The sequence below is a fragment of the Niallia taxi genome (assembly GCF_032818155.1).
Classification (GTDB): domain Bacteria; phylum Bacillota; class Bacilli; order Bacillales; family Cytobacillaceae; genus Niallia; species Niallia taxi_A.
Genome location: NZ_CP102589.1, coordinates 2,503,122 through 2,529,722, shown reverse-complemented (window position 1 = coordinate 2,529,722; position 26,601 = coordinate 2,503,122). Strand labels below are relative to the sequence as shown.

23 protein-coding genes are annotated in these 26,601 nt (G+C 38.3%); 17 read left to right on the top strand and 6 right to left on the bottom strand.

The window, feature by feature from the left end; all coding sequences use genetic code 11:
- The first annotated feature begins 222 nt into the window (after positions 1-222).
- Positions 223-2,370 (top strand): DNA helicase RecQ, encoded by a 2,148-nt coding sequence (gene recQ / locus NQZ71_RS12520; protein WP_260054120.1) that lies wholly within the window; start codon positions 223-225, stop codon positions 2,368-2,370.
- Between the two features lie 34 nt (positions 2,371-2,404).
- Here recQ and NQZ71_RS12515 read toward each other — a convergent pair whose 3' ends face one another.
- Positions 2,405-3,595, bottom strand: coding sequence for an alanyl-tRNA editing protein (locus NQZ71_RS12515; RefSeq protein ID WP_317010741.1), 1,191 nt, complete (start codon positions 3,593-3,595; stop codon positions 2,405-2,407).
- A 187-nt stretch (positions 3,596-3,782) separates the two neighbouring features.
- On the opposite strand from NQZ71_RS12515, the gene NQZ71_RS12510 reads away from it, so the two are divergent.
- On the top strand, positions 3,783-3,968 hold the full coding sequence (locus NQZ71_RS12510; protein WP_127741165.1) for a cold-inducible protein YdjO-related protein: 186 nt from the start codon (positions 3,783-3,785) through the stop codon (positions 3,966-3,968).
- A gap of 48 nt (positions 3,969-4,016) precedes the next feature.
- On the opposite strand, the gene NQZ71_RS12505 is transcribed toward NQZ71_RS12510, so the two are convergent.
- The 3 genes from NQZ71_RS12505 to pepF all read right to left on the bottom strand — a co-directional run bounded on the left by NQZ71_RS12505 (position 4,017) and on the right by pepF (position 6,370).
- Positions 4,017-4,274, bottom strand: coding sequence for a transcriptional regulator SplA domain-containing protein (locus tag NQZ71_RS12505; RefSeq protein ID WP_144454876.1), 258 nt, complete (start codon positions 4,272-4,274; stop codon positions 4,017-4,019).
- 17 nt (positions 4,275-4,291) lie between these two features.
- Complete coding sequence (locus tag NQZ71_RS12500) at positions 4,292-4,435, bottom strand: hypothetical protein (RefSeq protein WP_186304041.1); 144 nt, start codon at positions 4,433-4,435, stop codon at positions 4,292-4,294.
- A 120-nt stretch (positions 4,436-4,555) separates the two neighbouring features.
- Positions 4,556-6,370 carry an oligoendopeptidase F gene (gene pepF / locus NQZ71_RS12495; RefSeq protein ID WP_317010740.1) on the bottom strand — a complete coding sequence of 605 codons (1,815 nt, stop codon included), beginning with the start codon at positions 6,368-6,370 and terminating at the stop codon, positions 4,556-4,558.
- Between the two features lie 240 nt (positions 6,371-6,610).
- Here pepF and NQZ71_RS12490 point away from each other — a divergent pair, with 240 nt between their 5' ends.
- Together NQZ71_RS12490 and NQZ71_RS12485 are read left to right on the top strand one after the other, a co-directional pair.
- The gene (locus tag NQZ71_RS12490) at positions 6,611-8,767 is read left to right on the top strand and encodes a PAS domain-containing protein (RefSeq protein WP_455710048.1); all 2,157 of its coding nucleotides are present in this window, start codon (positions 6,611-6,613) and stop codon (positions 8,765-8,767) included.
- Positions 8,768-8,968: 201 nt separating this feature from the next.
- The gene (locus NQZ71_RS12485; protein ID WP_144454879.1) at positions 8,969-9,736 is read left to right on the top strand and encodes a 3D domain-containing protein; all 768 of its coding nucleotides are present in this window, start codon (positions 8,969-8,971) and stop codon (positions 9,734-9,736) included.
- A 45-nt stretch (positions 9,737-9,781) separates the two neighbouring features.
- On the opposite strand, the gene NQZ71_RS12480 is transcribed toward NQZ71_RS12485, so the two are convergent.
- A complete protein-coding gene (locus tag NQZ71_RS12480) occupies positions 9,782-10,510 on the bottom strand; it encodes a hypothetical protein (protein WP_260054125.1) in 729 nt (242 codons plus the stop codon).
- 151 nt (positions 10,511-10,661) lie between these two features.
- Between NQZ71_RS12480 and NQZ71_RS12475 the strand changes: the two genes are divergently transcribed.
- The gene (locus tag NQZ71_RS12475) at positions 10,662-12,716 is read left to right on the top strand and encodes a methyl-accepting chemotaxis protein (RefSeq protein WP_317010738.1); all 2,055 of its coding nucleotides are present in this window, start codon (positions 10,662-10,664) and stop codon (positions 12,714-12,716) included.
- 627 nt (positions 12,717-13,343) lie between these two features.
- Here the strand turns inward: NQZ71_RS12475 and NQZ71_RS12470 are convergent.
- Positions 13,344-13,580, bottom strand: a complete 237-nt coding sequence (locus tag NQZ71_RS12470) for a helix-turn-helix transcriptional regulator (RefSeq protein ID WP_144454882.1) — start codon at positions 13,578-13,580, stop codon at positions 13,344-13,346.
- A gap of 281 nt (positions 13,581-13,861) precedes the next feature.
- On the opposite strand from NQZ71_RS12470, the gene NQZ71_RS12465 reads away from it, so the two are divergent.
- From NQZ71_RS12465 to NQZ71_RS12410, 12 genes are all read left to right on the top strand, one after another.
- Complete coding sequence (locus NQZ71_RS12465) at positions 13,862-14,443, top strand: glycerol-3-phosphate acyltransferase (protein WP_317010737.1); 582 nt, start codon at positions 13,862-13,864, stop codon at positions 14,441-14,443.
- A gap of 44 nt (positions 14,444-14,487) precedes the next feature.
- On the top strand, positions 14,488-16,104 hold the full coding sequence (locus tag NQZ71_RS12460; RefSeq protein ID WP_317010736.1) for an aminotransferase class V-fold PLP-dependent enzyme: 1,617 nt from the start codon (positions 14,488-14,490) through the stop codon (positions 16,102-16,104).
- Positions 16,105-16,317: 213 nt separating this feature from the next.
- Entirely contained in the window at positions 16,318-17,331 is a 1,014-nt protein-coding gene (locus NQZ71_RS12455; RefSeq protein WP_317010735.1) for an XdhC family protein, read from the top strand.
- Positions 17,328-17,948: a nucleotidyltransferase family protein gene (locus NQZ71_RS12450; protein ID WP_275007561.1), complete on the top strand. Its 621-nt coding sequence runs from the start codon at positions 17,328-17,330 to the stop codon at positions 17,946-17,948. The genes NQZ71_RS12455 and NQZ71_RS12450 overlap by 4 nt, the downstream gene beginning before the upstream one ends.
- Complete coding sequence (locus tag NQZ71_RS12445; RefSeq protein ID WP_317010734.1) at positions 17,945-18,838, top strand: FAD binding domain-containing protein; 894 nt, start codon at positions 17,945-17,947, stop codon at positions 18,836-18,838. Before NQZ71_RS12450 ends, NQZ71_RS12445 begins: the two co-directional genes overlap by 4 nt.
- Entirely contained in the window at positions 18,829-21,138 is a 2,310-nt protein-coding gene (pucD, locus tag NQZ71_RS12440) for a xanthine dehydrogenase subunit D (protein WP_317010733.1), read from the top strand. The genes NQZ71_RS12445 and pucD overlap by 10 nt, the downstream gene beginning before the upstream one ends.
- Positions 21,135-21,617, top strand: a complete 483-nt coding sequence (locus NQZ71_RS12435; RefSeq protein ID WP_260054133.1) for a (2Fe-2S)-binding protein — start codon at positions 21,135-21,137, stop codon at positions 21,615-21,617. The genes pucD and NQZ71_RS12435 overlap by 4 nt, the downstream gene beginning before the upstream one ends.
- Before the next feature lie 28 nt (positions 21,618-21,645).
- Positions 21,646-22,158, top strand: coding sequence for a 2-oxo-4-hydroxy-4-carboxy-5-ureidoimidazoline decarboxylase (gene uraD, locus NQZ71_RS12430; protein WP_317010732.1), 513 nt, complete (start codon positions 21,646-21,648; stop codon positions 22,156-22,158).
- 19 nt (positions 22,159-22,177) lie between these two features.
- Entirely contained in the window at positions 22,178-22,519 is a 342-nt protein-coding gene (gene uraH / locus NQZ71_RS12425; protein WP_260054135.1) for a hydroxyisourate hydrolase, read from the top strand.
- Positions 22,520-22,570: 51 nt separating this feature from the next.
- The gene (locus NQZ71_RS12420; RefSeq protein WP_317010731.1) at positions 22,571-23,875 is read left to right on the top strand and encodes an allantoinase; all 1,305 of its coding nucleotides are present in this window, start codon (positions 22,571-22,573) and stop codon (positions 23,873-23,875) included.
- 217 nt (positions 23,876-24,092) lie between these two features.
- The gene (purT, locus tag NQZ71_RS12415; protein ID WP_317010730.1) at positions 24,093-25,274 is read left to right on the top strand and encodes a formate-dependent phosphoribosylglycinamide formyltransferase; all 1,182 of its coding nucleotides are present in this window, start codon (positions 24,093-24,095) and stop codon (positions 25,272-25,274) included.
- A 55-nt stretch (positions 25,275-25,329) separates the two neighbouring features.
- Positions 25,330-26,592 carry an L-lactate MFS transporter gene (locus NQZ71_RS12410; RefSeq protein WP_317010729.1) on the top strand — a complete coding sequence of 421 codons (1,263 nt, stop codon included), beginning with the start codon at positions 25,330-25,332 and terminating at the stop codon, positions 26,590-26,592.
- The last annotated feature ends 9 nt before the right edge of the window (positions 26,593-26,601 follow it).

Here is a 26,601-nt window from a genome sequence, read left to right as displayed (position 1 = left end):
ATTTCAATCAAAGGGTAGCATTTGAGGCAACTTCCAAAATGATCACTCACGCATTCACCTCAATAACTTAATAGAAGGATATTCTCTATATGAAAGAAAATTCCTTCTGGAAGCTGTTTTTTTCGTTTGAAGATTTACATTAATTTGTCGACTTATTACATACAAAAAAAATGTTACAATGGAAGTAACGAAGTTTTGCTTTTAATAGGAGGATTAATATAAATGTTTGAAAAAGCATTATCGGTATTAAAGGAGTATTTTGGATATGATACCTTTAGACTAGGGCAAGAGGAAGTAATACGGCAAATTCTGCAAGGAGATAACGTAGCTTGTATTATGCCGACAGGTGGAGGGAAATCAATCTGCTATCAAGTACCAGCGATGATATTCCCAGGTGTAACGCTCGTTGTTTCACCCCTTATCTCCTTGATGAAGGATCAGGTCGATTCTTTAACAGAAGCAGGTATTCCTGCAACCTTTCTGAACAGTACATTGGATTCCTTTGAAGCTTCCAAAAGAATGGAAGATTTGAAGAGGGGGAAATATAAAATTTTATATGTTGCTCCAGAAAGATTAGATGGGGACTTTTTCATTGATTTGCTGAATGACCTCGAGATTCGATTCATAGCAATTGATGAAGCCCACTGTATTTCCCAATGGGGACATGATTTTCGTCCAAGCTATTCAAGATTAGGGCAATTAATCAGAAGGCTTGAGAAACGGCCGATTGTGGCTGCACTAACTGCTACAGCAACCCCTGTTGTTAAAGAGGACATTTGTGCACAACTAGAAATACCTGTTGAAAATACAGTCATAACTGGGTTTGAACGAGATAATTTATCCTTCTCTGTCGTCAAAGGGGAAGATAGACATCGATATATTGAAGGATTTCTAAAAAACAATAAAGAAGAATCGGGAATTATTTATGCTGCGACAAGACAGGATGTCGAAAGGCTTTATGACCGTTTAACGAATAAAGGTTTTCTCGTGGCTAAATATCATGGTGGAATGAGTGACAAAGCAAGAGAGGAACAGCAACAAAAATTTATTAATGACGATTATCAATTGATGATAGCTACAACAGCCTTTGGTATGGGGATTGATAAAAGTAATATTCGGTTCGTCATTCATTATCAGCTCCCGAAAAATATGGAAGGCTACTATCAGGAAGCTGGCCGTGCCGGCAGGGATGGACTTCCAAGTGAATGTATTCTTTTATATTCTGCACAGGATATCCGTATTCAGCGGTTTCTCATTGATCAGACAACACATGATTCCGCTAAACAGGAGCAGGATTTGGCTAAGCTGCAGGCAATGATTAATTTTTGTCATACAGAGGATTGCCTCCAAAAATATATTCTTCACTATTTTGGGGAGCAAACAGAGCAGAAATGCGGAAGATGCAGCAACTGTAAGGATGAAAGACATGTTGTTGATGTGACAGTTGATGCCCAAAAAGTACTTTCCTGTATGATGCGTATGGGCGAAAGATTTGGAAAAACAATGGTCGCCCAAGTGTTGACAGGCTCCAAAAACAAAAAGATAATCGACTTTTCCTTAGATAAAGTAAAAACATATGGAATTATGAAGGAACAGTCTGCTAAAGACGTTAGTGATTTCATTGAATTTCTTATATCGGAAAATTATATTGCTGTCAGCAGTGGCTCCATGCCAATTCTAAAGGTTGCACCAACAGGGAAGGAAGTGCTGCTTCAGCGCAAACAAGTGCTGAGAAAAGAACAGGCTATAGCGAAGGTTATTGTAGAAGATAATGATTTGTTCCAGCGTTTAAGAATGATGCGGAAAAGCCTTGCAGACAGCGAGGGAGTTCCTCCGTTTGTTATATTCTCTGATCAGACGCTTAAGCTCATTTCCAGTCAAAAACCAGGAAACGAAGAAGAGCTGTCTAATATAAAAGGGATAGGGGATCATAAGCTACAAAAATATGGCGGAATCATTCTTGAGACACTGCAGTCATATAAACAGGAGAATCCTGAAGACTGGGAAAATAAACAGGAGGTCTCAAGTACAGATACGAGCATGTTGCCGAAGAAAAAACAGAAAACAGAAAACTCTCACTTAGTTTCTCTGGAGTTATTGCAAGCTGGCTTGGATATAAAACAAATTGCAGAAAAAAGGGCTATGACTCCTATCACTATCGAAAACCATTTGCTGAGATGTGATGAAGAAGGAGAAGTAATTAATTGGAGTCAATTTTTATCTCTGGATGACCAGCAGCAAATAGAAGAAGTGTTAGAACAGGGTGAAACTGATAAGCTTAAACCTATTAAGGAACAGCTTCCGGCACATATCAGTTATTTTCAAATAAAGATAGCACTCGTGCTATTTGCCAGAAAACAAAAGATATAACAAAAGGAGAAGCAGATTTGCTTCTCCTTTTGTTTTACTGTGATTGTAAAATTTGTTCTACTTGAACAACTATCTTTTGATATGCCTGATCAAAATCGGCAGAAGCGTCAAAGGTTGCTTGGGCTTGTGTATTATTTCCTCCGCCTTTGCCGTTTGTTCCGGCCAAAATTTCCTTCATTAGCGCTCCACAGGAAAAAGAAGGGCTGCCATTATGTTGTATTAATATTTTCTTATCTAATGCTGAAGCAAACACAATTGTATAACTATTGTCTTTCATAATAGTCTTGGCAAGCAGCTGCAAATCCTTAAGAGATTTGTCTTCAAAAGTTGCAGAAATTACAGGGCTGTCCGTGCTGCTAGTTAACCTTTCAGCTAAAAAGTTTGCGTTTTCTTGTTTGAGTGCTTCAAGCTCATTATTAACGAATTTCTTTTCTTTTTCTAATTTATCAATTCGATCTGCAAGCATGTCCTTATTTGTACGGAACTTGTCACTGAGCCCGTTTAATATAATTTGTGATGACTGATAATCCTTGATTGCACGATGCCCGCACAAAAAGAATAGTCTTGTTTGACCGCGATGATTTTCTGTTTTTATTAGTTTAATCAAACCAAGTTCACCAGTATGAGAAACATGTGTTCCAGCACAGGCTGAATAATCAAATTGATCGATTTCAACTATTCTAAGGTTGCCAGTCACAGAAGGAAGCTTTCTTAATGGAATGGAGGAAGCTTCATCGTTTGATACAAAATATGTTTTGATTTCTTTGTTTGCAAATATGTATTTGCTGCAAAGTGCTTCTATTTCTAGTAGGTCTGTTTGGGTTAGCTTTTCTATTTCAATGTCAATTGTAGTGTAGTCATTGCCTAAGTGGAAGCTAACTGTTGGGATGTTTTTCCATTCATGCAGGACAGCAGAAAGTAAATGCTGGCCAGTATGCTGCTGCATATGATCGTATCGTTTCTCCCAATCCAGCCTGCATTCAGCTATTTGTCCAACAATTTGTTGTTCTACTTGGTGAAGAATTGTGCCATCTTCCTGCTTTTGCACATCTAATACCTTTACACCATTTATTGTGCCTGTGTCTGCAGGTTGTCCGCCGCCCTCAGGATAAAATCCGGTATTTTCCAACAGGACATATTCCTTGTCGTTATTATGTATTGTTTTTATAACATTTGTTGTCCATGAAGACGTGTAAGGGGAAGTATAAAACAATTGGTTCGCCATCGTGCATTCTCCTCAATTGGTAATTTATTTTGAAATCATCATATCATATTTGTCTGAATTTATCGCACTATGTAAAATGTTTGGCTCCGAAAATTTTACTGGTAGGCGTTTTAATTCCTCAAATTTGTTTAATTACCTATAAAATACAGCTTTTTTGTACATAATAAACAAAAAAGGGGGCTACAACATGTTTTTTAACAGAAAAGGAATGGAAGATAAGCCTGAAGAAGTATTATTAAACATGGAAGTATATGCATGTAATTCTTGCAATGGCTGGATGCGTAAGGATTTTGCAACAGAGGATTTAAAATGTCCACTATGTGGCAATGAAACGTCAATGGAAATGAGAGAATTACCGCAAATTAATAATTAATTAAAAAGACCCCATTTTATTGGGGTCTTTTTTTAGGGGGGTGGAATCTTAAAAGTAATTGTCTATTTCATCTTGATACATTTGATTGTATGCACTTGTTGCATCAGACTCCGATTGGAAGAGTGCATCATCATCTTCAATCGTATGAAATGTGTCGTTTAAAAATAATGCTAGTGCATTAGGGTCTTTTGGATGCTGCACTATTTCTGCTGGCTTCACATTGGAAACCGATGGTGTATGTGGGTTATGGTAGATAACATATACTTCGTCACCAAGTTGAAGGTCTTTTGGGTCTACTGTGTCCATAGTTAGTCTCCTTTTTATTAAGAGTTGTCTCGTTGTTGTCCGATTTCTTTTTCGGCAATGAAGCTGTTGGCTGATTCAAGTCTGGCGAGCTCGTCGACTGAATCTCCGCGATCTTTTGTATGAAGGTGTTGATTTATTTCATTTTCTTGCGTTTTTTTCATGTTATCTTCTCCTTTAAAAACAGTGTTTGTAAGTAGAAGGATATTTATAATGGAAAATGACAGCAAAAAAGCAGCTATCGTATATAGCTGCTTCTAAAAACCTAATTAGTAAAGTACATTTTAGTTAAAGCTGTCTGCTAGTTCGTCAACTAATGTGCCGACATAGGCAACAGCTTTTTTGATTGCATCTGGTTTTGACATATCCACGCCTGCATCGTTCAGCAATTGTAGTGGAGTTTTTGTTCCGCCTGCACGAAGGACGTTGAGCCATTTTTCGACTGTTTCTTGGCCGTTTTCCCGAATGCTTTCTGCGACTGCTGTTGATGCTGTCAGACCTGCAGAGTATGTGTATGGGTATAATCCCATATAATAATGTGGCTGGCGCATCCATGTCATATGGTCCTGCTCTGTTATTTCAACAGAATCTCCCCAGAATTCCTTTAAGATATTACCTTTAACATCATTAAAGACGCTTGCTGTTAATGGTGTACCTTCTTCAGCGAGCTTGTATACTCGGCGTTGGAATTCACCTTCCAGTAGATGTGTAACAAAATTATGATAATAAGTGCCCAAGAGCTGAAGAATTGTCCAGCGTCTCATTCTAGTGTCATCAGTACTTGCAAGCAGATAGTCTGCAAGCAGCATTTCATTCATAGTTGATGGTGCTTCAATAAAGTAAGTTGATGGCCGTGTATTTATGATTCTTTGGTTTTTGTTTGCCAAGTAGAAATGACCTGCATGACCTAGCTCATGTGCCAGCATAAAAGCACTTCTCATTGTATTGCCCCAAGTGATTAAAATAAATGGGTGAGAGCCATATGGGCTTGAGCAAAAAGCACCTGTGGATTTTCCTACATTATCTGCTAAGTCAACCCATCTTTCTGTTAAAGCCTTTTTCATGATTTCCGAATATTCTGGTCCCATCACCTTCAGGGCTTCCAAAATAGTTTCACTAGCTTCCTCATAAGTTGTCTTTGGATTGAAGTCAGGATCTAATGGTGCCTTTAAATCACAGAAAAGCATCTTATCTAACCCTAATTGCGTCTTTTTCAAATCAGCAAATTTTTTCATTATCGGTGCAAGCTCGTTAAAGATGACACTGATTTGATTATGATACATTTCTGTTGTTACTTCCTGTGGCTCCAATAGCATATCTGTGACCGAGGCATAACCGCGAATGTTTGCAATGGTCACTTGTTTTTTTACTTCTGTGCTGTATGCTGCAGCGATTGTATTATTATATTTAGATAAACTATCTGTGAATGATTTATAAGCTTTTCTTCTAATGGAAGGATCTGGAGAGAACTCATATACATCCTCAAACAAGGCGAAGGATACAGGTAACTCGTTGCCGTTATCGTCTTTAATTGAAGCAAAGCTCATATCTGCCAATTTACTGTTTTGGTACACTAAATAAGGAGAGGCGTGAATTTGTCCTAAAGATGCAAGTACTTTTTCTGTTTCACTCGACAATGCATACTTTTTAGCAGACAGAATTTTTTTTATATTTCGCTTATATACCTCAAGCTCTGGTTCTTCCTCAAGGAATTTCTCTATTAACTCTTCTGGCATCTCGAGAATTTCAGATTGAATGAAGGAAAGAGTGCCGTTTACTTTTGCGTTTAATGCAGCAAAAAGGGAGGAGTTCGCTTGATTTTCAGGATTTGTTCCATCTTCTGATTGCTTTAAGGAAGCATATGTACTAATCAGAACTAGCTTCTCAAGTAAAGCTTCTTGAGCCTTCAAGCATTCAAGAAGGGTGGAACTGCTAGTATGCAGTTTTCCTTTAAAACTTTCAAATGCCGGAATGCTGCTTTCCGCCTGTTTCAGCGCTGCTTTCCAGGCTTGTCCATCAACAAAAAGGTCTTCTACCTTCCATTTCAATGCTTCTGGCACATCTTTACGAAATGGCCTTGTTTGTTTTGTTATTTGCAATATAATTCCTCCCCAATTATGGTATTTAGTGATACGAAATGATTATATCACATTATTTAGAATAGTAAGTATTTATTTGATTTTGGAAACTTTAAGCACATTAAACATTATTAATTAATCAGAAAGGACCATTTCCATTGAAAGATGGAGAAAAACACTTTCATCTATATTACATTTCCATTACAATCATAAGTGTTGTTAAATTGTCATAAACTTTTCATTTTTAATTTTTAAAATGGTATGGGAGGAACAATTTTGTATAACTCCATTCTAGTATTTATTAGCATTATTTTAATTTATATGGCTAGTTACACTTCATTCGATTTGTTTCAACTCGTTAAGGCGTCTGAAAAGAATAGCCGGTTTTTATTTTTAGCGAGCACTTTTTCGCTAGGTTTTGGTTTTTGGGTTATGAGCTTTGTTATTTTGATGGCCAATAATATATATGCAACAGCAACCTATGATATCCCAATCGCAACATTATCTATGCTAATTGGAATATGTTTTGCAGGAATGGCCTTTTATTCTATGCTGGACAAAGAGAACAATAAGCATCGGATTTATGTTAGCAGTTTGTTTTTCAGCTTTTCGATGCTGTCAGTATTTGTATTAGGATTATATTCAATCGGAAATACCGTTCAAGCAGAAAATATCCCCGCCATTATTATTAGCTTTCTATTATTATTCAGTGGCTTTTGCTTTTCTGTTAAATTATCTTTTTATCCTAAAAAGAATTCTAGGATAAAACAAAGTATTATAAGACCATTTTGCAGCTTCATAATCACAAGTGTTTGTTTTGTCAGTCATCTGATTCTCATGTTCGGCATGACACCAATCAAATATGATCCATCTCATTACGATGACAGCTTTATTGTATATGTCGTATTATTTATTACTATCTTGATTCTTGGTGGACTAATAGGAACAAGTACATTGATACGGGAGAAGCTGGCAGTAAATGATATAAATGTTCGGGACATGCAGCATGCTTTAGATGAATCGTCCATCGTAGCCTTTACAGACAAAAATGGCATGATTACATATGTAAATGATAAATTTGTCGAGATATCTAAATACAGCCGTTCTGAATTACTTGGGCAAAACCATCGCATCATTAATTCTGGCTACCACTCACCAGAGTTCTTTAAGGAACTGTGGAAAACCATCAGCTCCGGGAACATTTGGAAAGGAGAAATCCGCAATAAAGCAAAAGATGGCAGTCATTATTGGGTTGATACCGTCATTGTTCCATTTATGAACAAAAAGGGTGAACCATATCAATATGTATCCATAAGAAGAGATGTTTCAGAACAGAAGCAGGATCAATTAAGAATAAAGGAAATGGTCCAGGAGGTAAGCGATATAAAGTTTGCTCTTGACCAATCGAGCATTATTGCTTTTACAGATAAACGTGGAATCATCTCGAATGTGAATGATAAGTTTTGCCGTATATCAGGATACACTTCGGAAGAATTAATCGGGCAAACACACCGAATTGTCAATTCTGGTTATCATTCAGCCGCTTTTTTCGAAGAGTTGTGGAATACCATATCTAACGGAAATGTGTGGAAGGGAGAAATTCGTAATAAAGCGAAAAATGGCTCCTACTATTGGGTAGATACCACTATTATTCCTTTCATGGATAAGCAGAACAAACCCTTTAAATACTTAGCTATCAGAAATGATATTACGGAAAAGAAACGGACAGAGGAAATTCTTCATCGTCAAGATAAGCTTGCTGCTGTTGGTCAGCTTGCCGCAGGCATAGCTCATGAAATTCGGAACCCATTGACGTCCATTAAAGGGTACACGGAATTTTTGAGTATGGATGAAATAGATAAAAGCAGGCAGGAATTGTTTTCAATCGTTTTAGAGGAGATTGAGCGTGTCAATTCAATCGTTGAGGAATTTATGGTGCTTTCTAAACCAACAGCTGCCAGTCTGCAGAAAAAGGAAATTATTCCGATTATCACTAATGTTCTTTCTGTTTTGGATTATCAATTAAGAAAAAGCAAGATAAAGACACAGTTAACCTTTGATGATAGTGAATCATTAGTAGAGTGTGATGAAAATAAGCTTAAGCAGGTTTTTCTTAATTTCATTAAAAACGCTGTGGAGGCCATGCCAAATGGCGGAAACTTACTAATAACTGTTAAATCGTCTGAGGAGATAAAAGTTGAAATCAAGGATACTGGAGTCGGGATGACAGAAGAACAGCTCCAAAAAATAGGTGAGCCATTCTTTACAACAAAAAATGATGGAACAGGTTTAGGTTTACTTGTTAGTTTTAAGATTATTGAGAGCTTTAAAGGGAAAGTATATATAGAAAGTGAAAAAAACAAAGGTACATCCTTCCATATATCATTTCCAAAAGCCAATGACACTCTAGGTGAATAAACCTATTAATTTCAATATACTTCCAAAAGGGTAAGAACAAGGATATATAATTTTATACTATTCTGACAATTAGACTTGTAACTGTTAAGGCTTTGTCATATTAGTAATGGAATTGGTATCTCCTTGTTCTTTTTATTTGCGCATTTCATGTTAAGATAATACCCGTTAGCTTGTTTAAGCTAGTTAGGAGGTAAAAAGTAAATGAAAAAATTATTATCATTTATTGCATGCGCAACAATTGCCACTTCCATTGCGACTGAAGCGAAGGCGGCAGAAGTCACAGTTAAAAAGGGAGACACACTTTGGAGCATATCCAAAGACTATGATGTTTCCACAGAAGACATAAAAACTTGGAATGACCTTGATTCTGACATAATTAAAGTAAACGATACATTAGATCTCCAAGTGGAGAAAACTCATAAAGTTAAAAAAGGCGACACTCTTTGGAGTTTAGCGAAGGATAACGACAATACAGTTGATGATTTAATGAAGTGGAATAAACTCCCTTCTGAAAAAATCTATGTCGGTGAAGAACTGGTTGTCGATAATGGCATGGAGAAAAAAGATGCTGACAGCGCAGTGAAAGAAGAAAGACAAGAAGAAAAACAAGAAGAAAAACAGGAAAAAAAGGCAGTGAAAACAGCTTCTGCACCAGTTGAAAAAGACGATTCTGGCAATGCAGAAACAGTAACTGTTTCAGCTACAGCCTATACAGCGGACTGTAAAGGTTGTTCTGGTATAACAGCAACAGGTATAGATCTGAAGGAAAATCCTAATAAAAAGGTCATTGCAGTAGATCCAAAGGTCATTCCACTTGGTTCAACCGTATATGTTGAAGGCTACGGAAAGGCAGTAGCAGGCGATACTGGTGGAGCAATTAAAGGAAACAAAATTGATTTATTTATGTCTTCTGAAAAAGATGCTTTAAACTGGGGAAGAAAACAAGTTGAAGTCAAAATCATCGACTAATAAGGTTAAAAAAAAGGATAGCATGCCGCTATCCTTTTTTTGTGCTTATTTCTTTTCCTTCTCATTTGTTTTAATGAAAAATTTTTGTACGGGAATAACTATCGATTTTAAATTGTCCTCGAACTTTGCAGCTAAAAATTCTATTCTTTCAAAAATAACTTCTTTTAAATAATCCATTTGTCTCGACAATTTGCTGATTTTCCCATCTGTATCCTCGACTTTTTCTAAAACAGTCTTTTGGAATATTTCTTGAAGCTCTAATTTTTCTTCGATATGCTGCTGTGTTTCTTCCGTTTGATTTATTTTTTCCTGTAAGGCAGCTGTGCTTTGTTTAAAATCCTCGAGCGTTTCTGTAAGATTACTGATTGCCTTATCCTGAAATACGAACTGATCGAGAATGGCAGTATGAACATACTGCTCATCTGAAAGCTTTTGGGCATTTTCCTTTGCTAATTTTTCTGCAGCATGAGCAGATTGAAGAACAGCCTTTATATGATCCTGATTATTTTTTGTTTCTTCTAGAACCTGATTAGATACGTTTCCCTGAATGTAAAGTAATTCCTCGAGATGCTGCAGCTTTGCTGCTTGTTCTTGCGTATTATTATTAGCTTGCAAATAAATATCCTCTAATTTCATCTGCAGCATTTCATTTTTTGATTGTTGTTCTGCCATATATGCCTCTAAATAGTTGTACTGGAAAACAGTTTGCGAAGTAGCTGCCGTTATATTTGTCTCTGGCAAATAAACGGGTGAACTTTGTTTAACATCAGGCAAATTATTTCCTCCTCTTTTTTCGTATCATTACAGCTTATGAACAAATGTTTAAAAAGGTTGCAAGAGAAATAGTCTGAATAAAAGGCTTGGACTAAACTAGAGAACAAGATGTCCGATATAAAGATGTACTATTTATATTGGGAGGTAACATATGTCTTTAAAAAATAAGATGATTGGCATAACAAGCGTAATCATCATTGTGCTTATAGCAGCATCCAGCCTTTTGCAGTTTGTTGAAACAAATAAGCTAAAACAAAATACGGACTTAGTTATACAGCAATTGGAATCAAATTCAAAAAAAGATGTAGAATCAAAACTGACTGGGCTGTCGACGGAAATTTCTCAGCATGTTGTAGTTTTGGAGCAGCAATTAGATGAAAGTATGGCTAATGCTGCATACACACTCCAACAGATTGATGCCCAACGTAATGTTTCAAACGAGGATTTGAAACGAATTGCCAAACAAACGGAAATGACCGATTTTTTATTGACCAATGATAAAGGGGTGTTCACCCATTCCACGGATAAGACTTCCGTTGGTTTTAACTTACTTACCTTCGATCCAAATGTAAAAGGACTTATAACAGGTGATATGAAAATGTTGGAGGGGCCTTTAACAATTAAGAAAGAAAATGGGGAGATTTTTAAATTCACCTCTATTCCGAGACTTAACGGTAAAGGAATATTGGAAGTCGGACGTAATGCAGAAGTATTTGAAGACTCTCTTTCAAAATTCATTCAGGAGGGTAATGGTGTTCAATCCATATACTTAATTAGCAACAGCAATGTCGTATTAACAGAGTCGTTGAAAACAGGGCAGGAATCTGTTCTTAAAAAGGGTTCAACAACAAAGGATGAAACAATCAAAAAAGTGGTTGATTCAAAAGAACCGACATTAAACATGGAAGATAAAAAAGCTGAAATTTATTATCCAATCATTGTGGACGAAGAAGTGAGATATGTACTGCTTGCACAGGTGGATACCACATCTTATTTCCAAAATGCAACAATTGCGAGTCAGACATTAAATGATGTTCAAGACAGTTTAACAAAAACAAATATAACGTCTATTTTCTTGTCATTAATACTATCAGCAGTCCTAATTGCTGCATTAGTTTACATTATTAGAAGAAGCTTAAAGCCGTTAGATGATATCAATCTGCAAGCACAAAATATCGCTCAAGGTGATTTGCAAAATGAGAAGATCCTGATTCAGTCAAAGGACGAAATCGGGGAGCTTGCATCATCATTTGGTATGATGACTGAGAACTTGCGAGGAGTTATTCACAAAGTGAGAGCTGCAGCAGAACAGGTTGCTGCCTCAAGTGAGGAGCTCTCTGCAGGTACAGAGGAAATGAACGCAGCATCAGAGCATATTTCTGCAACAATCCATGAAGTAAACCATGCGATGGACAAACAAGTTTCAGAATTAGAAGAAACCGACAAATCTGTTGCAAGCATGTTAAACTATGTCCAGCATATAGCTGTGAGCTCAGACAGTGTAACAAAAAGATCTGTTGAGGCTTCCGCTAAAGCAGCTGATGGAAATAAGGCAATTGGCACAGTTGAGACACAAATGGATATGATAAGTAAGCGTGTGAAAGAGTCAGCGACTGTGATTACAGAGCTTGGAAGCTATTCAAGTGAAATAGGTGAAATTTCTCAAGTAATAACAGCGATTGCCGATCAAACAAACTTGCTTGCATTAAATGCAGCCATTGAAGCGGCGAGAGCAGGTGAGCAGGGCAAAGGCTTTGCTGTTGTGGCCGAAGAGGTTCGCCATTTGGCAGAACAATCCTCTGACTCAGCAAGTAAAATCAGTGGGCTTATCGGCAGAATTCAAAAAGAGACAGCTAAAGCTGTGGAATCAATGAATTATGCAACGGCCGAAGTGGACGGAGGCATCGTAGTAGTAAAGCAAACGGGAGAAATCTTCGGTGAAATAGAAACTGCTGTTGATGAGGTCAGTGAACAAATCACTTCAGTCTCACAATCTGTTAAAGAACTGAACAACGGCATGGAAAAAATCGTTCAGGCAATTAATCTTGTTAAACAAATGGCAGAGCAAACAGATCAAGGAACACAAAACGTATCTGCTGCAACAGAAGAACAAATAGCATCCATGCAGGAAATATCAGCATCAGCCATAGGTTTAAGCAAAATGGCAGAAGAGCTGATGCTGGTTATAAATAAATTTAAACTATAAAAAGCTTAAAATAGAAGCTGAGACATATGTATGTAAGTCCAATTTAAAGAGGCTTGGAATTAAGTATGTGAACATGCATAATAACCGAACTATTTAATCAACTGTCGATTAATAGCTCGGTTTTTTTTAATAGCACACTGGAATGGAGCGGAGGACACTCGACTACTAAGGGAAATAGAGGACGCTCTAATACAAAGGGAAGTAGAGATAATTTAGACTTTGCAGACGAAGACAAGGACAAAGAGGTCCATGCCTCCCAGAAAAAAAGCGAGCGGGTGCAACGAAATGAAACAAATTAATAGTAAATTAAATCCATGCTATTAATACATTCAAGATTCTTGCCCAAGTATATATGAAATCACTTATGATTCAGCATGTATAAGATAATTTTTTTATCACATCTCCTTTTTAGGAAATAATGGAATGAAATCGGTTCAAACGAAGGAAGATTAGTATATTCAAAGAGGAATTACATATTTTATTTCTAATAAAAAAACTTATGTAAGCAATATTTTTTGTATGTATAAAGCGGGTTAGCAGAATAAAGATAGTATAAGCGGGAAATTCATTAACTTAGCAAAGAGGATAAGAAGAGCAAAATATTTGCTCTTCTTCATTTGCTTTTTGTTACATGAACGGAGGGATGCCTTTAGTAAATTCAGAGATAATTGTAGTGATGGACTGAATGTCCTGATCATCTATGTTAAATGCCGTTTTTACCTTGTGCTCAAGCTCTTTGCTGACATTTCTTTTGCCAACTTCTACAAGGGCAATCAAAGCAAAGCTACAATTGACAACCTTGGCAAAGTCTCTTTGTGTCATTTCGTAGTTTTTTCTAATAAATTTAATAATTTCTTTGTTCATAATGTTCACCTCGGTTTTACAAGCAAATACGATGAACCAGGTGTTCGCCGCCTGATTCAAAGGCAAAATGGATTTTTAACTATTGTCATCTATCTTATATCGGATAGATTGCTACATTCATAATAAAAAAACTAAAGAAATTATTCAAGGTGTATTTGGAAACTGTAAATAAAATAACTTAAAATGGTCTTTTTTGAAAGAGAAAATAATAAAATTTGTGTAAATTTATTCTAATGTTGTATAATTTACTTGGATAAAAATAACATTTTTATATAAAAAACATGGATGGTGGTATGTTGCTAGTTTTATATTTAATCTGCGCTTATTTTGTTGGTAATCTCTTATTTGGTTTTATAGTAGGCAAAATGCAATCTGGAGGTGACATCCGGGCAGAAGGAAGTAAAAATCCTGGGGCGAGGAATGCTGGAAGGCTTTATGGGAAAAAGGCTTTTATACTTACATTTCTAGGAGATGCCATGAAAGGAGCGGCAGTCATCATCATCGGCCGCCTGCTTGGCTTTTCAACAGCTGTCCAGCTTTTTGGCTTGCTGTTTGTTTGTATTGGTCACATAAAACCAGTCCTATTCCAAAAGAAAGGAGGGAAAGGGATATCCACGTTAATTGGAGGTTTGCTAGCTGTTAATTTTTGGTTTGTTCCTATTATCATTATCAGCTTTTTCCTATTTTATTTGTTATATAAAGGCTTTACAGTACCTGGTCTATTAAGTCTGCTCGTTTGTGCAGTCGCGTTATTCTTTATCGAGAAGGAGGTTTTGCCGGGCATAATTGCCCTGCTTGTAGTGACTATAGTGATATGTGCACATAAACTTAATTGGAGACAATTTCTGTTAATAAGAAACTAACATAACGTTCATATTGACTAATTGCTTGGAGAGGGGTTTTTTATATGGCGAAAGTATCGTCCTATCTTTTTAAAATTGCTTCACATCCACAGGAATTCGAACAGATATTTAGATTAAACCATGATACATTTGCAGAGGAAATTCCACAGCATGATAAAAATGAGCAAGGGCTGTTAATAGATGCATACCATGAACATAATACATATATTATTGCTTTGAAGGAAAAAGAGGTAATCGGTATGATTTCTCTTGCCGATAATCGTCCTTTCTCCTTAGATAAAAAGCTTGGAGATATTGGTGATTACCTGCCTAACCAAATGAACATCAATAAACTTTGTGAAATACGGCTGCTGTCTGTCAAAGAAAAATACAGGAAAACAAAGGTGTTTATCGGCTTACTGCGAATGCTGCATCATGTTTTTAAGGAGAAGGGGTATGAGGGAGCAGTCATAAGCGGAATTTTACGAGAAGAAAAGATGTATCGACATATCGGTTTTATTCCTTTTGCGCATCAGGTAGGAAGTGCGGGGGCAATTTATCAGCCGATGTATATAACAAAGGATCATATACTCTTGACAGAGAAGCTTCTCCCATCACCTGTCTCGTTTTTGCCTGGACCTGTACGTGTTTCAAAAGAAATTCTCCAGACTCTTGGACGCCAAGCCTTCTCTCATCGTGATGCTGCCTTTATGGAGCTGATAAGGAGAGTACAAGTATCTCTGACACAAATGACGCAAGCGAAATTTGTACAAATTATGATTGGTACAGGAACACTTGCTAATGATGCTGTCGCCGCACAGCTGGCTTTATTAAAAGGAAAGGGACTTGTTTTAAGCAACGGAGAATTCGGTGAACGCTTAGTTAATCGAGCAAAAAGGTATCAATTACAATGTCGAATAGTAAGAAAGACTTGGGGTGAGCCTTTTACAGAAACTGAGCTTGCTGCAGAACTAGATGCAGAAATTGATTGGATATGGTATGTACACTGTGAGACCTCAACAGGCACTGTCAACGACATTGATAGGATAACGAGGGTGATTGGTGGAAAACCGATAAAACAGGCTGTGGATTGTATAAGTACAATAGGAGCACTGCCTGTCGACCTTAAGAATGTATACTTGGCAACAGGGGTGAGCGGCAAAGGCATTGAATCGATTTCAGGATTAGCGCTCGTGTTTCATAATCAGGAGATACAACCAAATGAACAAATTCCGCCATATTTAGATTTAGGGTTATACTACCTCCATAATAGTGTCCCTTACACCCATTCATCCTCCTTGCTAAGTGCCCTTGAGCAAGCGCTTACTAAGGATTTTACGAAAAAATACAGCGATGTTGCTAGCATGTATGCATACACTTATAAAAGATTAACAGACTCACAGTTCGAATTATTACCAAAAGAACAGCAACATTCCTCTCCGATCATCTCCATTATTCTTGATAAGCAGATATCAAGTGTTGAAATTGGAGAATGGATGAGAAGACAGGGCTATTATCTTCATTATCAAAGTAGTTATTTACAAGAAAGAAATTGGATTCAAATTTCCATGTTAGGAAATGTATCGCTTGCTGCAATAATCGATATGCTCGATTTATTTGAGTCGATGTGTTTATATTTACGGAATTTACAGGGTGAAATCAACGAGGCATTGGTGGAATAAGGATAAACCAACTTGAAAATTTGTATAACTTAACTAATTTTGAATAATTTTATTATTCAAATATGACAATGACTTTTTTTATTTAGGAAGATAATATTCTTTAATAACAAAAGATGTTATATTTATTAACATGAAGGGTTTTTGATTATTACGAAACTCTCGGAAAATTAACCAATCGTCAAATATGCTGCAATATTAAGGAGGTCTCGTAAGATGTCATCAGATGAGTATTCAGTCTTAGAAACTATTGCAGCAAGTGAGCAAGGTGGCTATTTAGCCACAATTATAGATGTAACAGGTTCTGCCTATCGAAAGGAAGGAACAATGATGTACCTTTCTGAAAATAATCAGGAAAGGGGTTTATTAAGCGGCGGTTGTGTAGAACAGGATATAGTAGCAAGAATGGAGATCTGGGAAACAGGAATATCTTCTGCTTCCGTCCATTATGATATGCGCTCAGAGGATGATTTATCATGGGGGCAAGGAGTTGGGTGTGACGGAAGCATTACTGTACTGATGGAAGAACTCGATGATAAAGCTATGAATAATATTAAAATCGTAAAGAAATGGTTGGATAAAGGCCTAGCAGTTGAACATATAAAGGTGCTTGATGAGGACTTAAGTTCTCAAGCCTCCCTATTTAAGAATGATACAGGAGAACGTATTGGTAATTGGGAGACTGTTAACCTTGCCGCCATTCCAGAAAAAAAGCTTACGCAAAAACATGATGGTGGTTATTATTTTCGGCAATCCTTTCGGGCACAGCCGCGCCTGATTATTTATGGTGCTGGTCCTGATGCAAGACCAGTTGCAGATATTGCTAAAAAAGCAGGTTTTCATGTTATAGTCGCTGATTGGCGCCCGGCTTTATGTATTAAAGAGCATTTTCCTGATGCCGATATGCTTGTTATTGGCAATCCTGTAGAGCTATTGGAAGATATCGAGGCAGGATGTACAGATTATATTGTGATAATGACACATCACTTTCAAAAGGATAAAGAGCTAGTAAACTATTTGCTCAAGAGGGAATATGCCTTTGCCGGTATTTTAGGATCTAAAAAGAGAGCGGACCGTTTGTTAGAACAAAAAACAAAACCAGTCTGGCTGCATTCACCGGTTGGACTCCCAATAAATGCAGAAGGACCAGAACAAATTGCCATTAGTATCGCAGCACAGTTAATCACTGTTAAAAACAGTATAGTTTGCACTCCAGGGCTAGAAGGATGAATGTGATTTACTTGGCAGCAGGTCAAAGTAAACGAATGGGCTGCAAAAAACTTACCTTGCCAGTTAACGGAGAAGCCTTAGGTATGAAAGCACTGCGAACAATAATTACTATACCATCTGCTTATGTGTTTATTGTTGTGAATAAGCAAGATACATTGGAATGGATTTCCGCAGATATAAAGGAAAGGCTTTTAAAAGGCCGTGGTGAAATTGTTATAGCAGAGGATTCAGATAAAGGTCAGTCATACTCTCTAAGAGCAGGAATCAGGCAAGCAATGGAGCATAGAGCTTCCAGTGTAATGATTTGTTTGGCTGATCAGCCTTTCATAACAACAGATTTGCTGCGGCACATTAGTTCTGCGCAAATAAAGGGAGAGCAAAAATACGTCGCTTGTATCCATAATGGCGAAATAAAACCGCCTGTAGTTCTTTCATCGTCATTATTTCAGCAGGTCCTTTTATTGACTGGTGACATGGGTGCAAAAAAAATTTTACAGAAAAAAGACGTAAAAGGAACAGAACTTCCTATAACAGATGAAGCGTTATTTATTGATATTGATACAATCGAGGAATATAAGCGATTTTGTGTAAAAAAGGAAGGGAGGGACAAAAGATGAGCAGCTCACAAAATTTAGAGCAGCCAATTGTTGATATACCTGTTACTTTAGAAGATGTATTTTCGTTACAAAGAGAAGAAAGTGTATTTGTTGCTGGTGGAACTCTTTTGCAATTAAATTGGGAATCAGGACAGCATAAACCCAATCATTTAATTAGCTCCCATAAGCTTGATAGATTAAAAGGAATTGCAGTAGAAACATTAAAAGGTGAGAACTATTTGCGAATTGGCTCATCTACCCTTCTGTCTGCGTGTATTTCTAATGTAAATATTCAGAAAAAAGCGAAAATTATAACAGAAGCATGCGAAAAAATTGCTGCTCCTGCTGTGCGCAATAGAGGGACAATAGGAGGAAATGTCTGCAGCAGAGTCGGAGATACCATCCCTGCACTGCTTGTGTTGGATGCTAAGCTTGAGTTTTTTAACGGTACTTCCACTTACATTATTACTGTGACAGAATGGCTGCAGGAAAGCCAATTGGCAGGACCACCTCTTTTACTGAGTATTCTCATTCCGTGTGAAAAGAGTAGGGAGAGCCGTTCGTTTTTTCAAAAGATAGGCAGAAGGGAAAGCTTTACGGCTGCCATCGTTTCTACTGCTGGCTATATGAAGCTAAGAAATGAATTCATCACAGATATCAAGCTTGCGATTGGAGGAGGAGCTCATCTCCCGCAAAGGCTTGTAGAAGGTGAGGCATACTTACTTAATAAAGATTGGAAAAAAACGAATTGGCAAGAGTTTCGAGCACTGCTTGAAACGAGCTTCCAATCATATTCTGATCCCTTTATTTCAGATAGCTACAGAAGGAAAGCAGCTGCCAACATTATCACCGCAAATATTCTTCAAATCCTAAAAAACGAAAAGGGAGGAGAAGATAAAAGATGCATTTAACGAGAGAAAGCTCAGGTGAGAGATGGAAGGCGAGAAGGGATGGCATCCAAAAGGTGACAGGAGAATTAAAGTATCTCACAGATATGTCTTTTCCTAACATGCTTTTTGGAACAGTGCTGCGCAGTGAACATGCTTATGCAAGGATAACCAGTATCGATACGACAGAGGCCAAAAAACTTCCTGGTGTAAAAGCAGTTTTAACAGCTGAAGATGTTCCTGGCTTAAATGGCTTTGGAATTGTGATACAGGATCAGCCGGTATTTTGTGATGATGTGGTCAGATACGTTGGCGATGCCATTGCGGCTGTTGCAGCAGATACGTTTGAAATAGCAGAAAAAGCGGCAGCTCTCATTAAAGTTGACTACTCCCCGCTTCAGCCGATTACAGACCCTGAAGACAGCTTGAAGGAGAAAACAGTTAAGCTGCATGATAATGGAAATCTACTTCATAAGGCGGTTTTTGAAAAAGGAGGAAATATGGAGGCTGCTTTTGCAGCTTGTTCTTATATTTTAGAAGAAGTTTACTATACTCCAAGACAAATGCATGCCTATATGGAGACTGAAGGAGGAGTCGCTGTCCCTGAGAAGAATGAGATTTGCGTTTATGCACCAACACAGCATGGATTTAAAGACCAGAGTCAGCTTGCGAGAATATTAAATATTCCTGAAAGCAAGATAAGGGTTGTATCAAGTCCAATAGGAGGTTCATTTGGCGGCAAGGACGAATTAAACATCCAGCCATATATTTGTCTGCTTGCAATGGTGACAGGGCAGCCTGTGAAAATTCACCAGTCAAGAAGAACATCTGTTAAGGCAGGATTAAAACGACATCCAATGAAAATAACCATGAAAACAGGTGTGGATAAGGAAGGGAAAATCCTTGCACATAAGGTGCGGATTTTGGCGGATACAGGTGCTTATGCCACATTAGGACCAGCTGTTCTAGATTTCTCTGTTGAGCACAGTGCAGGGCCTTACATGATGGAAAATATACAGGTAGAAGGCTATTCTGTCTACACGAATAACGGTGTTGCTGGAGAATTTCGGGGTTTTGGCGGCAATCAAGTCACTTTTGCTCTTGAAAGCCAAATGGAAAGAATCGCAGAAGCCGTAAATATGAGCAGTACAGAGCTTCGCAAAAGGAACTTGCGAAAAACAGTAGATCCTGGCCCAGTAGATCAGCCTATTGTCCCTACTGCAGGTGCCCGGCATGTTTTGGAAGAAATTCTGAAATCACCTATTTTACAGGAACCCTCAAGCTTAGTGGATGAAAATCGGCCCTTTGTTCTAAAGGGAAGAGGCTACAGTATCACGATGCATGGCGGTGGTCTAGGTTATGGGAGGTCAGATCCCTCTGGTGCGAGGTTATCATTAAATGAAGAAGGAAAGCTCAACATTTCTTTTGGGTTTGAAGAATGTGGTCAAGGGCTGCTGTCCACAATTGAAATGATTATGACAGAAGCCTTCGGCTGCTCTCCGGATGATATTGACATAACGATTGGTGATACAGCAAAAGTTCCTCATTCCGGCTCCTCTACTGCTTCAAGAGCTACAAATATGGTCTGGACCGGCATAAAAAAGCTGAAAGGTGAATGGTCGGAACAATTACTTTCCTTTGTTTCTGAAAAATCAAGTGTTGCGAAAGAATGGTTGAAGACAGGTGTTGGCGGTGTATGGAAATGTAGCGAAAAGGAGAATGAAACACTTGTAATGACATATAAACAGATTGCAGACACAATAGAAAAACGCCCGCAGGTTACTGTTAGCTATCATTTTCCGACAACGTCAAAAAGCATTGATGGCGGGCATTATCTTTATACCTTTGCAGGAGCAGCTGCAGAAGTGGAGGTCGACGCGTTGACTGGCAGAGTCTATGTGAGCAGGCTTGACCATACTATTGCTGCTGGTCCAGTTGTTAATCCAATGGGTTATTTAGGCCAAATTGAAGGTGGAGGCAGCATGGCGCTCGGTTTTACAATCATGGAGGATGCTGTAATGGAAAACGGCAGGTATATGACAGAAAATTTTGATTCCTATTTAATTCCCACGATTCTTGATATTCCAAAGCAAACAAATGTCACAGCAATTGAGCATTTAGAACCTGGAGATGACTTTGGACCAAGAGGTGTTGGCGAAATAGGCACGGTTGCTGTCGCTCCTGCGATTGTAGCGGCGATTCATGATGCTACTGGTCATTGGGTTAATAAGCTCCCTATTAACTCAGAGGAAATGATGGGATACGCCATGAGTAGAATAAATAAGGATGTCACAAACGAATGGATGGGAGGAAACTCTATATGAAGGAGCAGCTTAAAGCAGAGAAAAGGATCAAATTTCATGTGAATGGACAGTTGGTCGTTATTGCTGTTCCTGCAACATACCGGCTCGTGGACATTCTGAGACAGGAGTTAAGCTTGACTGGAACGAAAGTTTCCTGTGAAGTAGGCAGATGTGGTGCGTGCTCTGTCATATTGGATGGAAAGCTTGTTAATTCCTGCCTAGTCATGGCCTATCAGTTAGAGGATACAGAAATACAAACAATTGAAAGTGTCAGCGCAGAAGCCTTGCATCCAATCCAAGAGGCCTTTTTACAAGGAGGTGCACTACAATGTGGGTATTGCACACCTGGGATGATTATGGCATTAAAAAGCCTGTTAGATGAAGAACAGCAGCCAACAAGAGAGGAAGTGCTACAGGGACTTTCGGGTAATTTATGCAGATGCACAGGCTATGAAGGTATATTACGGGCGGTTGACATTCTGCATAATACGCAAAAATAACAGCTGACAGAAGGAAAGGCGGAAGCTTATGTATACATTAGAAGAAATAAATAAAATGGATAAGGAACAGTTCATAGAAAGAATTGGCTGGGTTTTCGAGCATACCCCTTGGGTTGCGAGTAAAGCATGGGATTTATTGCCTGCCATACATTCACTTAATCAATTACATGAGATTATGGTGCAGGTAGTGAAGGAAGCACCAAAGGATGAGCAACTGAATTTAATTAGAGCACATCCTGATTTAGGCGGCAGAATCCAAATGACTGATTCCTCTGTGAAGGAGCAGCAGGGAGCAGGTTTAGATCAGTTGTCAGAAGCGGAATTCGAAAGCTTTCTGCTGCTAAATAATGAGTATCGGAAAAAATTTGATTTTCCTTTTATTCTTGCTGTAAAAGGGCATACGAAAGACACTATTTATCATGAAATGGAAAGAAGGATGAAGCATTCAATAGAAGAAGAGTTTGCTACAGCATTATCACAAATTTTCAAGATTTCTTTCATAAGGCTTGAGGGTATCGTGAAGGATGCACTTGAAGCATAAAACGGTGAGGAGGCAGGAGATGAAGACAGGAATAACAACACATGTATTAGACTTAATTCAGGGATTACCGGGAAGCAATATACATGTAGAATTGTGGCAGTACAAAGATTTGGAGCGATTGCTTCTATCGAGTGCCATTACAAATGCAGATGGAAGGATAGAACAACCACTTTTGGACGAATTGATTCCTGGAGAATTTGAAATAGTGTTTTATCTAAAAGATTATTGGCAGAGCACGAAAACAACTAATGTTTTATTTGAAACTGTGCCAATTCGGTTTATTGTGAAGGAGGGAGAGACACATTATCATATACCACTACTTTTGTCAGCATGGGGTTATCAAACATACCGAGGAAGCTGATAAATCCACAACAATAAAAGTACAGCATTTTTTATAGAGAGGATGAAGCTTATGAAAATGTTTGATGTGGTAATAAAGAATGGGAATGTTGTGCTTGAAAATGTAGTGGAAATGGTCGACATTGGCATTAAGTCTGGAAAAATAGTAGAAATAGCGAAAGAAATAGATTGTAACAATGCAACAGTAGTTATTGATGCTGCTGACCTGCATGTTTTTCCTGGTCTTATAGACACACATGTTCACTTCAATGAACCAGGCAGAACCGAATGGGAGGGCTTTGAGACAGGTAGTAAAAGCTTGGCAGCGGGCGGAGCAACTACTTTTTTTGACATGCCTTTAAACAGTCATCCACCAACTATCGACTTGGACGGCTATGAGCAAAAGGATGCTTTAGGTAAACGGAAATCTCTTATCGATTATAGGCTTTGGGGTGGACTTGTCCCGCAAAATATCGAGCGGTTGGAAGAGTTGCATGTTGCTGGTGTCATTGGGTTTAAGGCATTTATGTCCAACAGTGGGATAGACGATTTTCAAGCTGCAGATGATAAAACATTGTATGCAGGAATGAAGAAAATCGCAGCGCTTGACAGTATTCTTGCTGTTCATGCAGAAAGTGACATTATTACGGAGGAATTAGGGAAGCTGGTTGAAAAAGAGGATGGTCATTCCTTTTCAGCATCTCGGCCAATTTATTCTGAATTAGAAGCAGTAAACCGCATTCTCTCCTTTGCAGAAGCAACGAAATGCAAGGTTCATATTGTACATATAAGCAGCAGTGAGGTGCTAAAACCAATAATTGCTGCCAAAAAACGGGGAGTTGACGTGTCTGTGGAAACTTGTCCTCACTACTTATCACTGACCGTCGATGATTTGGATAAACTCGGGGCAGTTGCCAAATGTGCACCGCCACTAAGAACAGGCCAAGAAGTGGAGAGGCTATGGCAGGCTATTAAAGCAAAAGCAATTGACATAATCGGCTCCGATCATTCGCCTTCATTAGAATCGATGAAAAAAGGCAGATTATCTGACGCTTGGGGAGGAATTTCAGGCTGTCAGTCGACTTTATCTGTTTTACTAGAGGAGGGCTATTGGAAAAGGGAGGTAGATCTGTCGATTATCGCTAGCCTCACAAGTAGTAATCCTGCTAAACGCTTCGGATTATACCCACAGAAAGGAAAAACTGAAGTTGGAAGTGACGCAGACTTTTGCTTAGTCGATTTAAAAAGGGAATATACATTAAAAAAAGATGATCTTTTTTATCGAAATAAACAAAGCCCTTATATTGAAAAAACATTTAGGGGAAAAGTGACGAGGACTATTCTACAAGGTAGGACGGTCTATGAGGAACTAGTTTAGTATGTTCATGGCTTGTATGTAAGAAATCTTACTAATAAAGAGTGCAATGCGCTCTTTTTTTATTTTGCTTTTGAAAAGATACATGCAGTAAAAGGCGAACTATATTTCAATAGTGTTTAAAAAATGTTCGTTATTTTTCTAAAAAACTCTTGAAATATATAGTTGGTTTACGGTATTATGCTCAATAAAGGAACGAAAGTTTGAGGGGGATGATTTAATGTTCGGAGCTCCAACTTCCAAACATACGAAAAAAATAATGCTTCTTGGTGCAGGGGAATTAGGAAAAGAAGTAATTATAGAGGCACAAAGGCTCGGAGTAACGACTATTGCTGTCGACCGCTATGAAAATGCGCCGGCAATGCAGGTTGCCCATCGTTCATATGTGGTAGACATGCTGGATGGACAAGCATTGAGAGAAGTCATTATTAGTGAAAAGCCGGATTTTATCGTACCTGAAATTGAAGCAATCGCTACAGAAATGCTTGTCGAATTAGAAATGGAAGGCTTTAACATCATTCCAACAGCTAATGCCGTTCATCTGACAATGGACAGAGAAGGAATCAGAAGATTGGCGAGTGAGAAATTAAATGTGCCGACAGCTAAGTATGAGTTTGCAGATAGTTTGTTAGAATTAGAGGATGCAGTTGCGCATATTGGTGTTCCTTGTGTCATTAAACCGCTTATGAGTTCCTCAGGAAAAGGGCAAACCATTTGCAAAAGTGCAGATGAAATTGAAAAGTCATGGCAGGAAGCGGTCGAAGGCGGACGAGGCAGGAAGACTAGGGTTATTGTCGAGGAATTCATCTCCTTCACTTCTGAAATCACGCTGCTTACCGTTCGTTCCGTTAATGGAACTCACTTTTGCCCGCCGATTGGCCATATACAAAAGGATGGGGATTATATAGAATCGTGGCAGCCGCATCAAATGTCAGCAGACCAACTTGTGCAAGCTGAATTAATCGCCAAACAAATTACAGATTCCCTTGGTGGATACGGCCTATTCGGTGTTGAGCTTTTCCTTACAGACAATGGTGTCTATTTCAGTGAGGTATCACCAAGACCACATGACACTGGCATGGTGACGATGGCCACACAGGAGTTGTCTGAATTTGCACTTCATGTACGTGCTGTGCTGGGGTTACCAATTCCGCACATCAGACTAAATTCACCAGGTGCGAGCAAAACGCTTAAGGCTGTAGAAGATAATATTGATTATGAAATTAGTGGTGTGGAACAAGCACTTGCTTCGCCTGACAGCCAAATTCGGATTTTTGGGAAACCAAAAGCAACGGTTGGAAGACGCTTAGCTGTTCTTCTCCAAAAAGGAGAAACAGTGGAGGAAGCACTAGAAAATGCTCGTAAGGCTGCCTCAAAGCTCACTATCTCCTATGGTAATTAAACTAGGACATAGATTCATCTATGAAAAAACTACAACTTAAAGCAGGGAGACTACTATGAAAACAAAAAATCGCTGGCTAATTGCCCTTTCAGCAGTGGGTATTCATATTTCAATTGGATCTGTTTATGCATGGAGTGTGTTTACAAAGCCTTTAGAAGCAACTTATAATTGGAGCTTAACAAGTATCTCTTGGACTTTCAGTATCGCTATTTTATTTCTAGGTCTTTCCGCAGCTTTTTTAGGACATTTTGTGGAGAAGTTTGGACCAAGAGCTGCAGGAACACTTTGTGCCGTATTGTTCGGAATTGGGATGGCAGGTTCAGGCTTTGCTGCAAGTATTGAATCCTTACCGCTCCTTTATATTACGTATGGTGTTTTTGGAGGAATTGGTCTTGGTGTAGGTTATATTACTCCTGTTTCGACCTTGGTAAAGTGGTTTCCCGATAAGCGTGGATTAGCAACAGGTTTAGCTATAATGGGCTTTGGTTTTGCATCAATGGTGAGCAGTCCAATCATGAATAAGTTAATCGGATCTGTTGGAATACCTTCGACTTTTTATATTTTAGCAATTGTATATTTTGTTATCATACTAGCTTCTGCTCAATATTTAGCACCGCCACCACAGGATTATGTGCCTGCAGGCTACCAAAAAGCTATTGAATCAGGTAAAGCTATCACAAAAACAGACCTATCACAGCGAACAGCAAATGAAGCAATTAAAACAAAAAGATTCTGGGCTTTATGGGTTATGTTGTTTATTAATATAACATGTGGAATTGCCATCCTCGCTGTAGCATCTCCGATGGGTCAAGAGCTTGCTGGAATGTCTGTTACAGGTGCAGCTCTTTTAGTAGGTATCATGGGTGTCTTTAATGGAATTGGAAGAATAGCTTGGGCTTCAGTATCCGATTATATCGGGCGCCCTAATGTATATACATTGTTTTTCGCGATTCAGATTGCTGCCTTTTTTGTTTTGCCTCATTTACAAGAGGCAGTATCGTTCTCTATAATAGTATTTATCATTATGTCTTGCTACGGTGGAGGCTTTGCATCCATTCCTGCCTATATTGGAGATATGTTTGGAACAAAGCAGCTTGGTGCCATTCATGGGTATATATTGACAGCATGGTCTGCAGCAGGTATAGCAGGTCCAAGATTCGTCTCATGGATTAGAGATACAACAGGAAGCTACGGCGAAACGTTAACTGTATTTTCGTGTATGTTTATCGTATCTCTAGCAATCTCTTTATTAATCCGTCTGGATATCAAAAAAATTAAACTAATGAACAAAGAAATTAACGGAGGCAATAGTATTTAATAGGTTGGG

Excerpts from the sequence above, each read along its gene's own strand:
- NQZ71_RS12455 (WP_317010735.1), top strand. The coding sequence starts at position 16,318 with ATGTCATCAGATGAGTATTCAGTCTTAGAAACTATTGCAGCAAGTGAG.
- NQZ71_RS12500 (WP_186304041.1), bottom strand. The coding sequence starts at position 4,435 with ATGAAAAAAACGCAAGAAAATGAAATAAATCAACACCTTCATACAAAA.
- uraH (WP_260054135.1), top strand. The coding sequence starts at position 22,178 with ATGAAGACAGGAATAACAACACATGTATTAGACTTAATTCAGGGATTA.
- NQZ71_RS12435 (WP_260054133.1), top strand. The coding sequence starts at position 21,135 with ATGAAGGAGCAGCTTAAAGCAGAGAAAAGGATCAAATTTCATGTGAAT.
- NQZ71_RS12445 (WP_317010734.1), top strand. The coding sequence starts at position 17,945 with ATGAGCAGCTCACAAAATTTAGAGCAGCCAATTGTTGATATACCTGTT.
- recQ (WP_260054120.1), top strand. The coding sequence starts at position 223 with ATGTTTGAAAAAGCATTATCGGTATTAAAGGAGTATTTTGGATATGAT.
- NQZ71_RS12505 (WP_144454876.1), bottom strand. The coding sequence starts at position 4,274 with ATGGACACAGTAGACCCAAAAGACCTTCAACTTGGTGACGAAGTATAT.
- NQZ71_RS12475 (WP_317010738.1), top strand. The coding sequence starts at position 10,662 with ATGTCTTTAAAAAATAAGATGATTGGCATAACAAGCGTAATCATCATT.
- NQZ71_RS12460 (WP_317010736.1), top strand. The coding sequence starts at position 14,488 with ATGGCGAAAGTATCGTCCTATCTTTTTAAAATTGCTTCACATCCACAG.
- NQZ71_RS12420 (WP_317010731.1), top strand. The coding sequence starts at position 22,571 with ATGAAAATGTTTGATGTGGTAATAAAGAATGGGAATGTTGTGCTTGAA.
- purT (WP_317010730.1), top strand. The coding sequence starts at position 24,093 with ATGTTCGGAGCTCCAACTTCCAAACATACGAAAAAAATAATGCTTCTT.
- pucD (WP_317010733.1), top strand. The coding sequence starts at position 18,829 with ATGCATTTAACGAGAGAAAGCTCAGGTGAGAGATGGAAGGCGAGAAGG.
- NQZ71_RS12410 (WP_317010729.1), top strand. The coding sequence starts at position 25,330 with ATGAAAACAAAAAATCGCTGGCTAATTGCCCTTTCAGCAGTGGGTATT.
- NQZ71_RS12515 (WP_317010741.1), bottom strand. The coding sequence starts at position 3,595 with ATGGCGAACCAATTGTTTTATACTTCCCCTTACACGTCTTCATGGACA.
- NQZ71_RS12465 (WP_317010737.1), top strand. The coding sequence starts at position 13,862 with ATGGATGGTGGTATGTTGCTAGTTTTATATTTAATCTGCGCTTATTTT.
- NQZ71_RS12490 (WP_455710048.1), top strand. The coding sequence starts at position 6,611 with ATGGGAGGAACAATTTTGTATAACTCCATTCTAGTATTTATTAGCATT.
- NQZ71_RS12470 (WP_144454882.1), bottom strand. The coding sequence starts at position 13,580 with ATGAACAAAGAAATTATTAAATTTATTAGAAAAAACTACGAAATGACA.
- uraD (WP_317010732.1), top strand. The coding sequence starts at position 21,646 with ATGTATACATTAGAAGAAATAAATAAAATGGATAAGGAACAGTTCATA.
- NQZ71_RS12510 (WP_127741165.1), top strand. The coding sequence starts at position 3,783 with ATGTTTTTTAACAGAAAAGGAATGGAAGATAAGCCTGAAGAAGTATTA.
- NQZ71_RS12450 (WP_275007561.1), top strand. The coding sequence starts at position 17,328 with ATGAATGTGATTTACTTGGCAGCAGGTCAAAGTAAACGAATGGGCTGC.
- NQZ71_RS12485 (WP_144454879.1), top strand. The coding sequence starts at position 8,969 with ATGAAAAAATTATTATCATTTATTGCATGCGCAACAATTGCCACTTCC.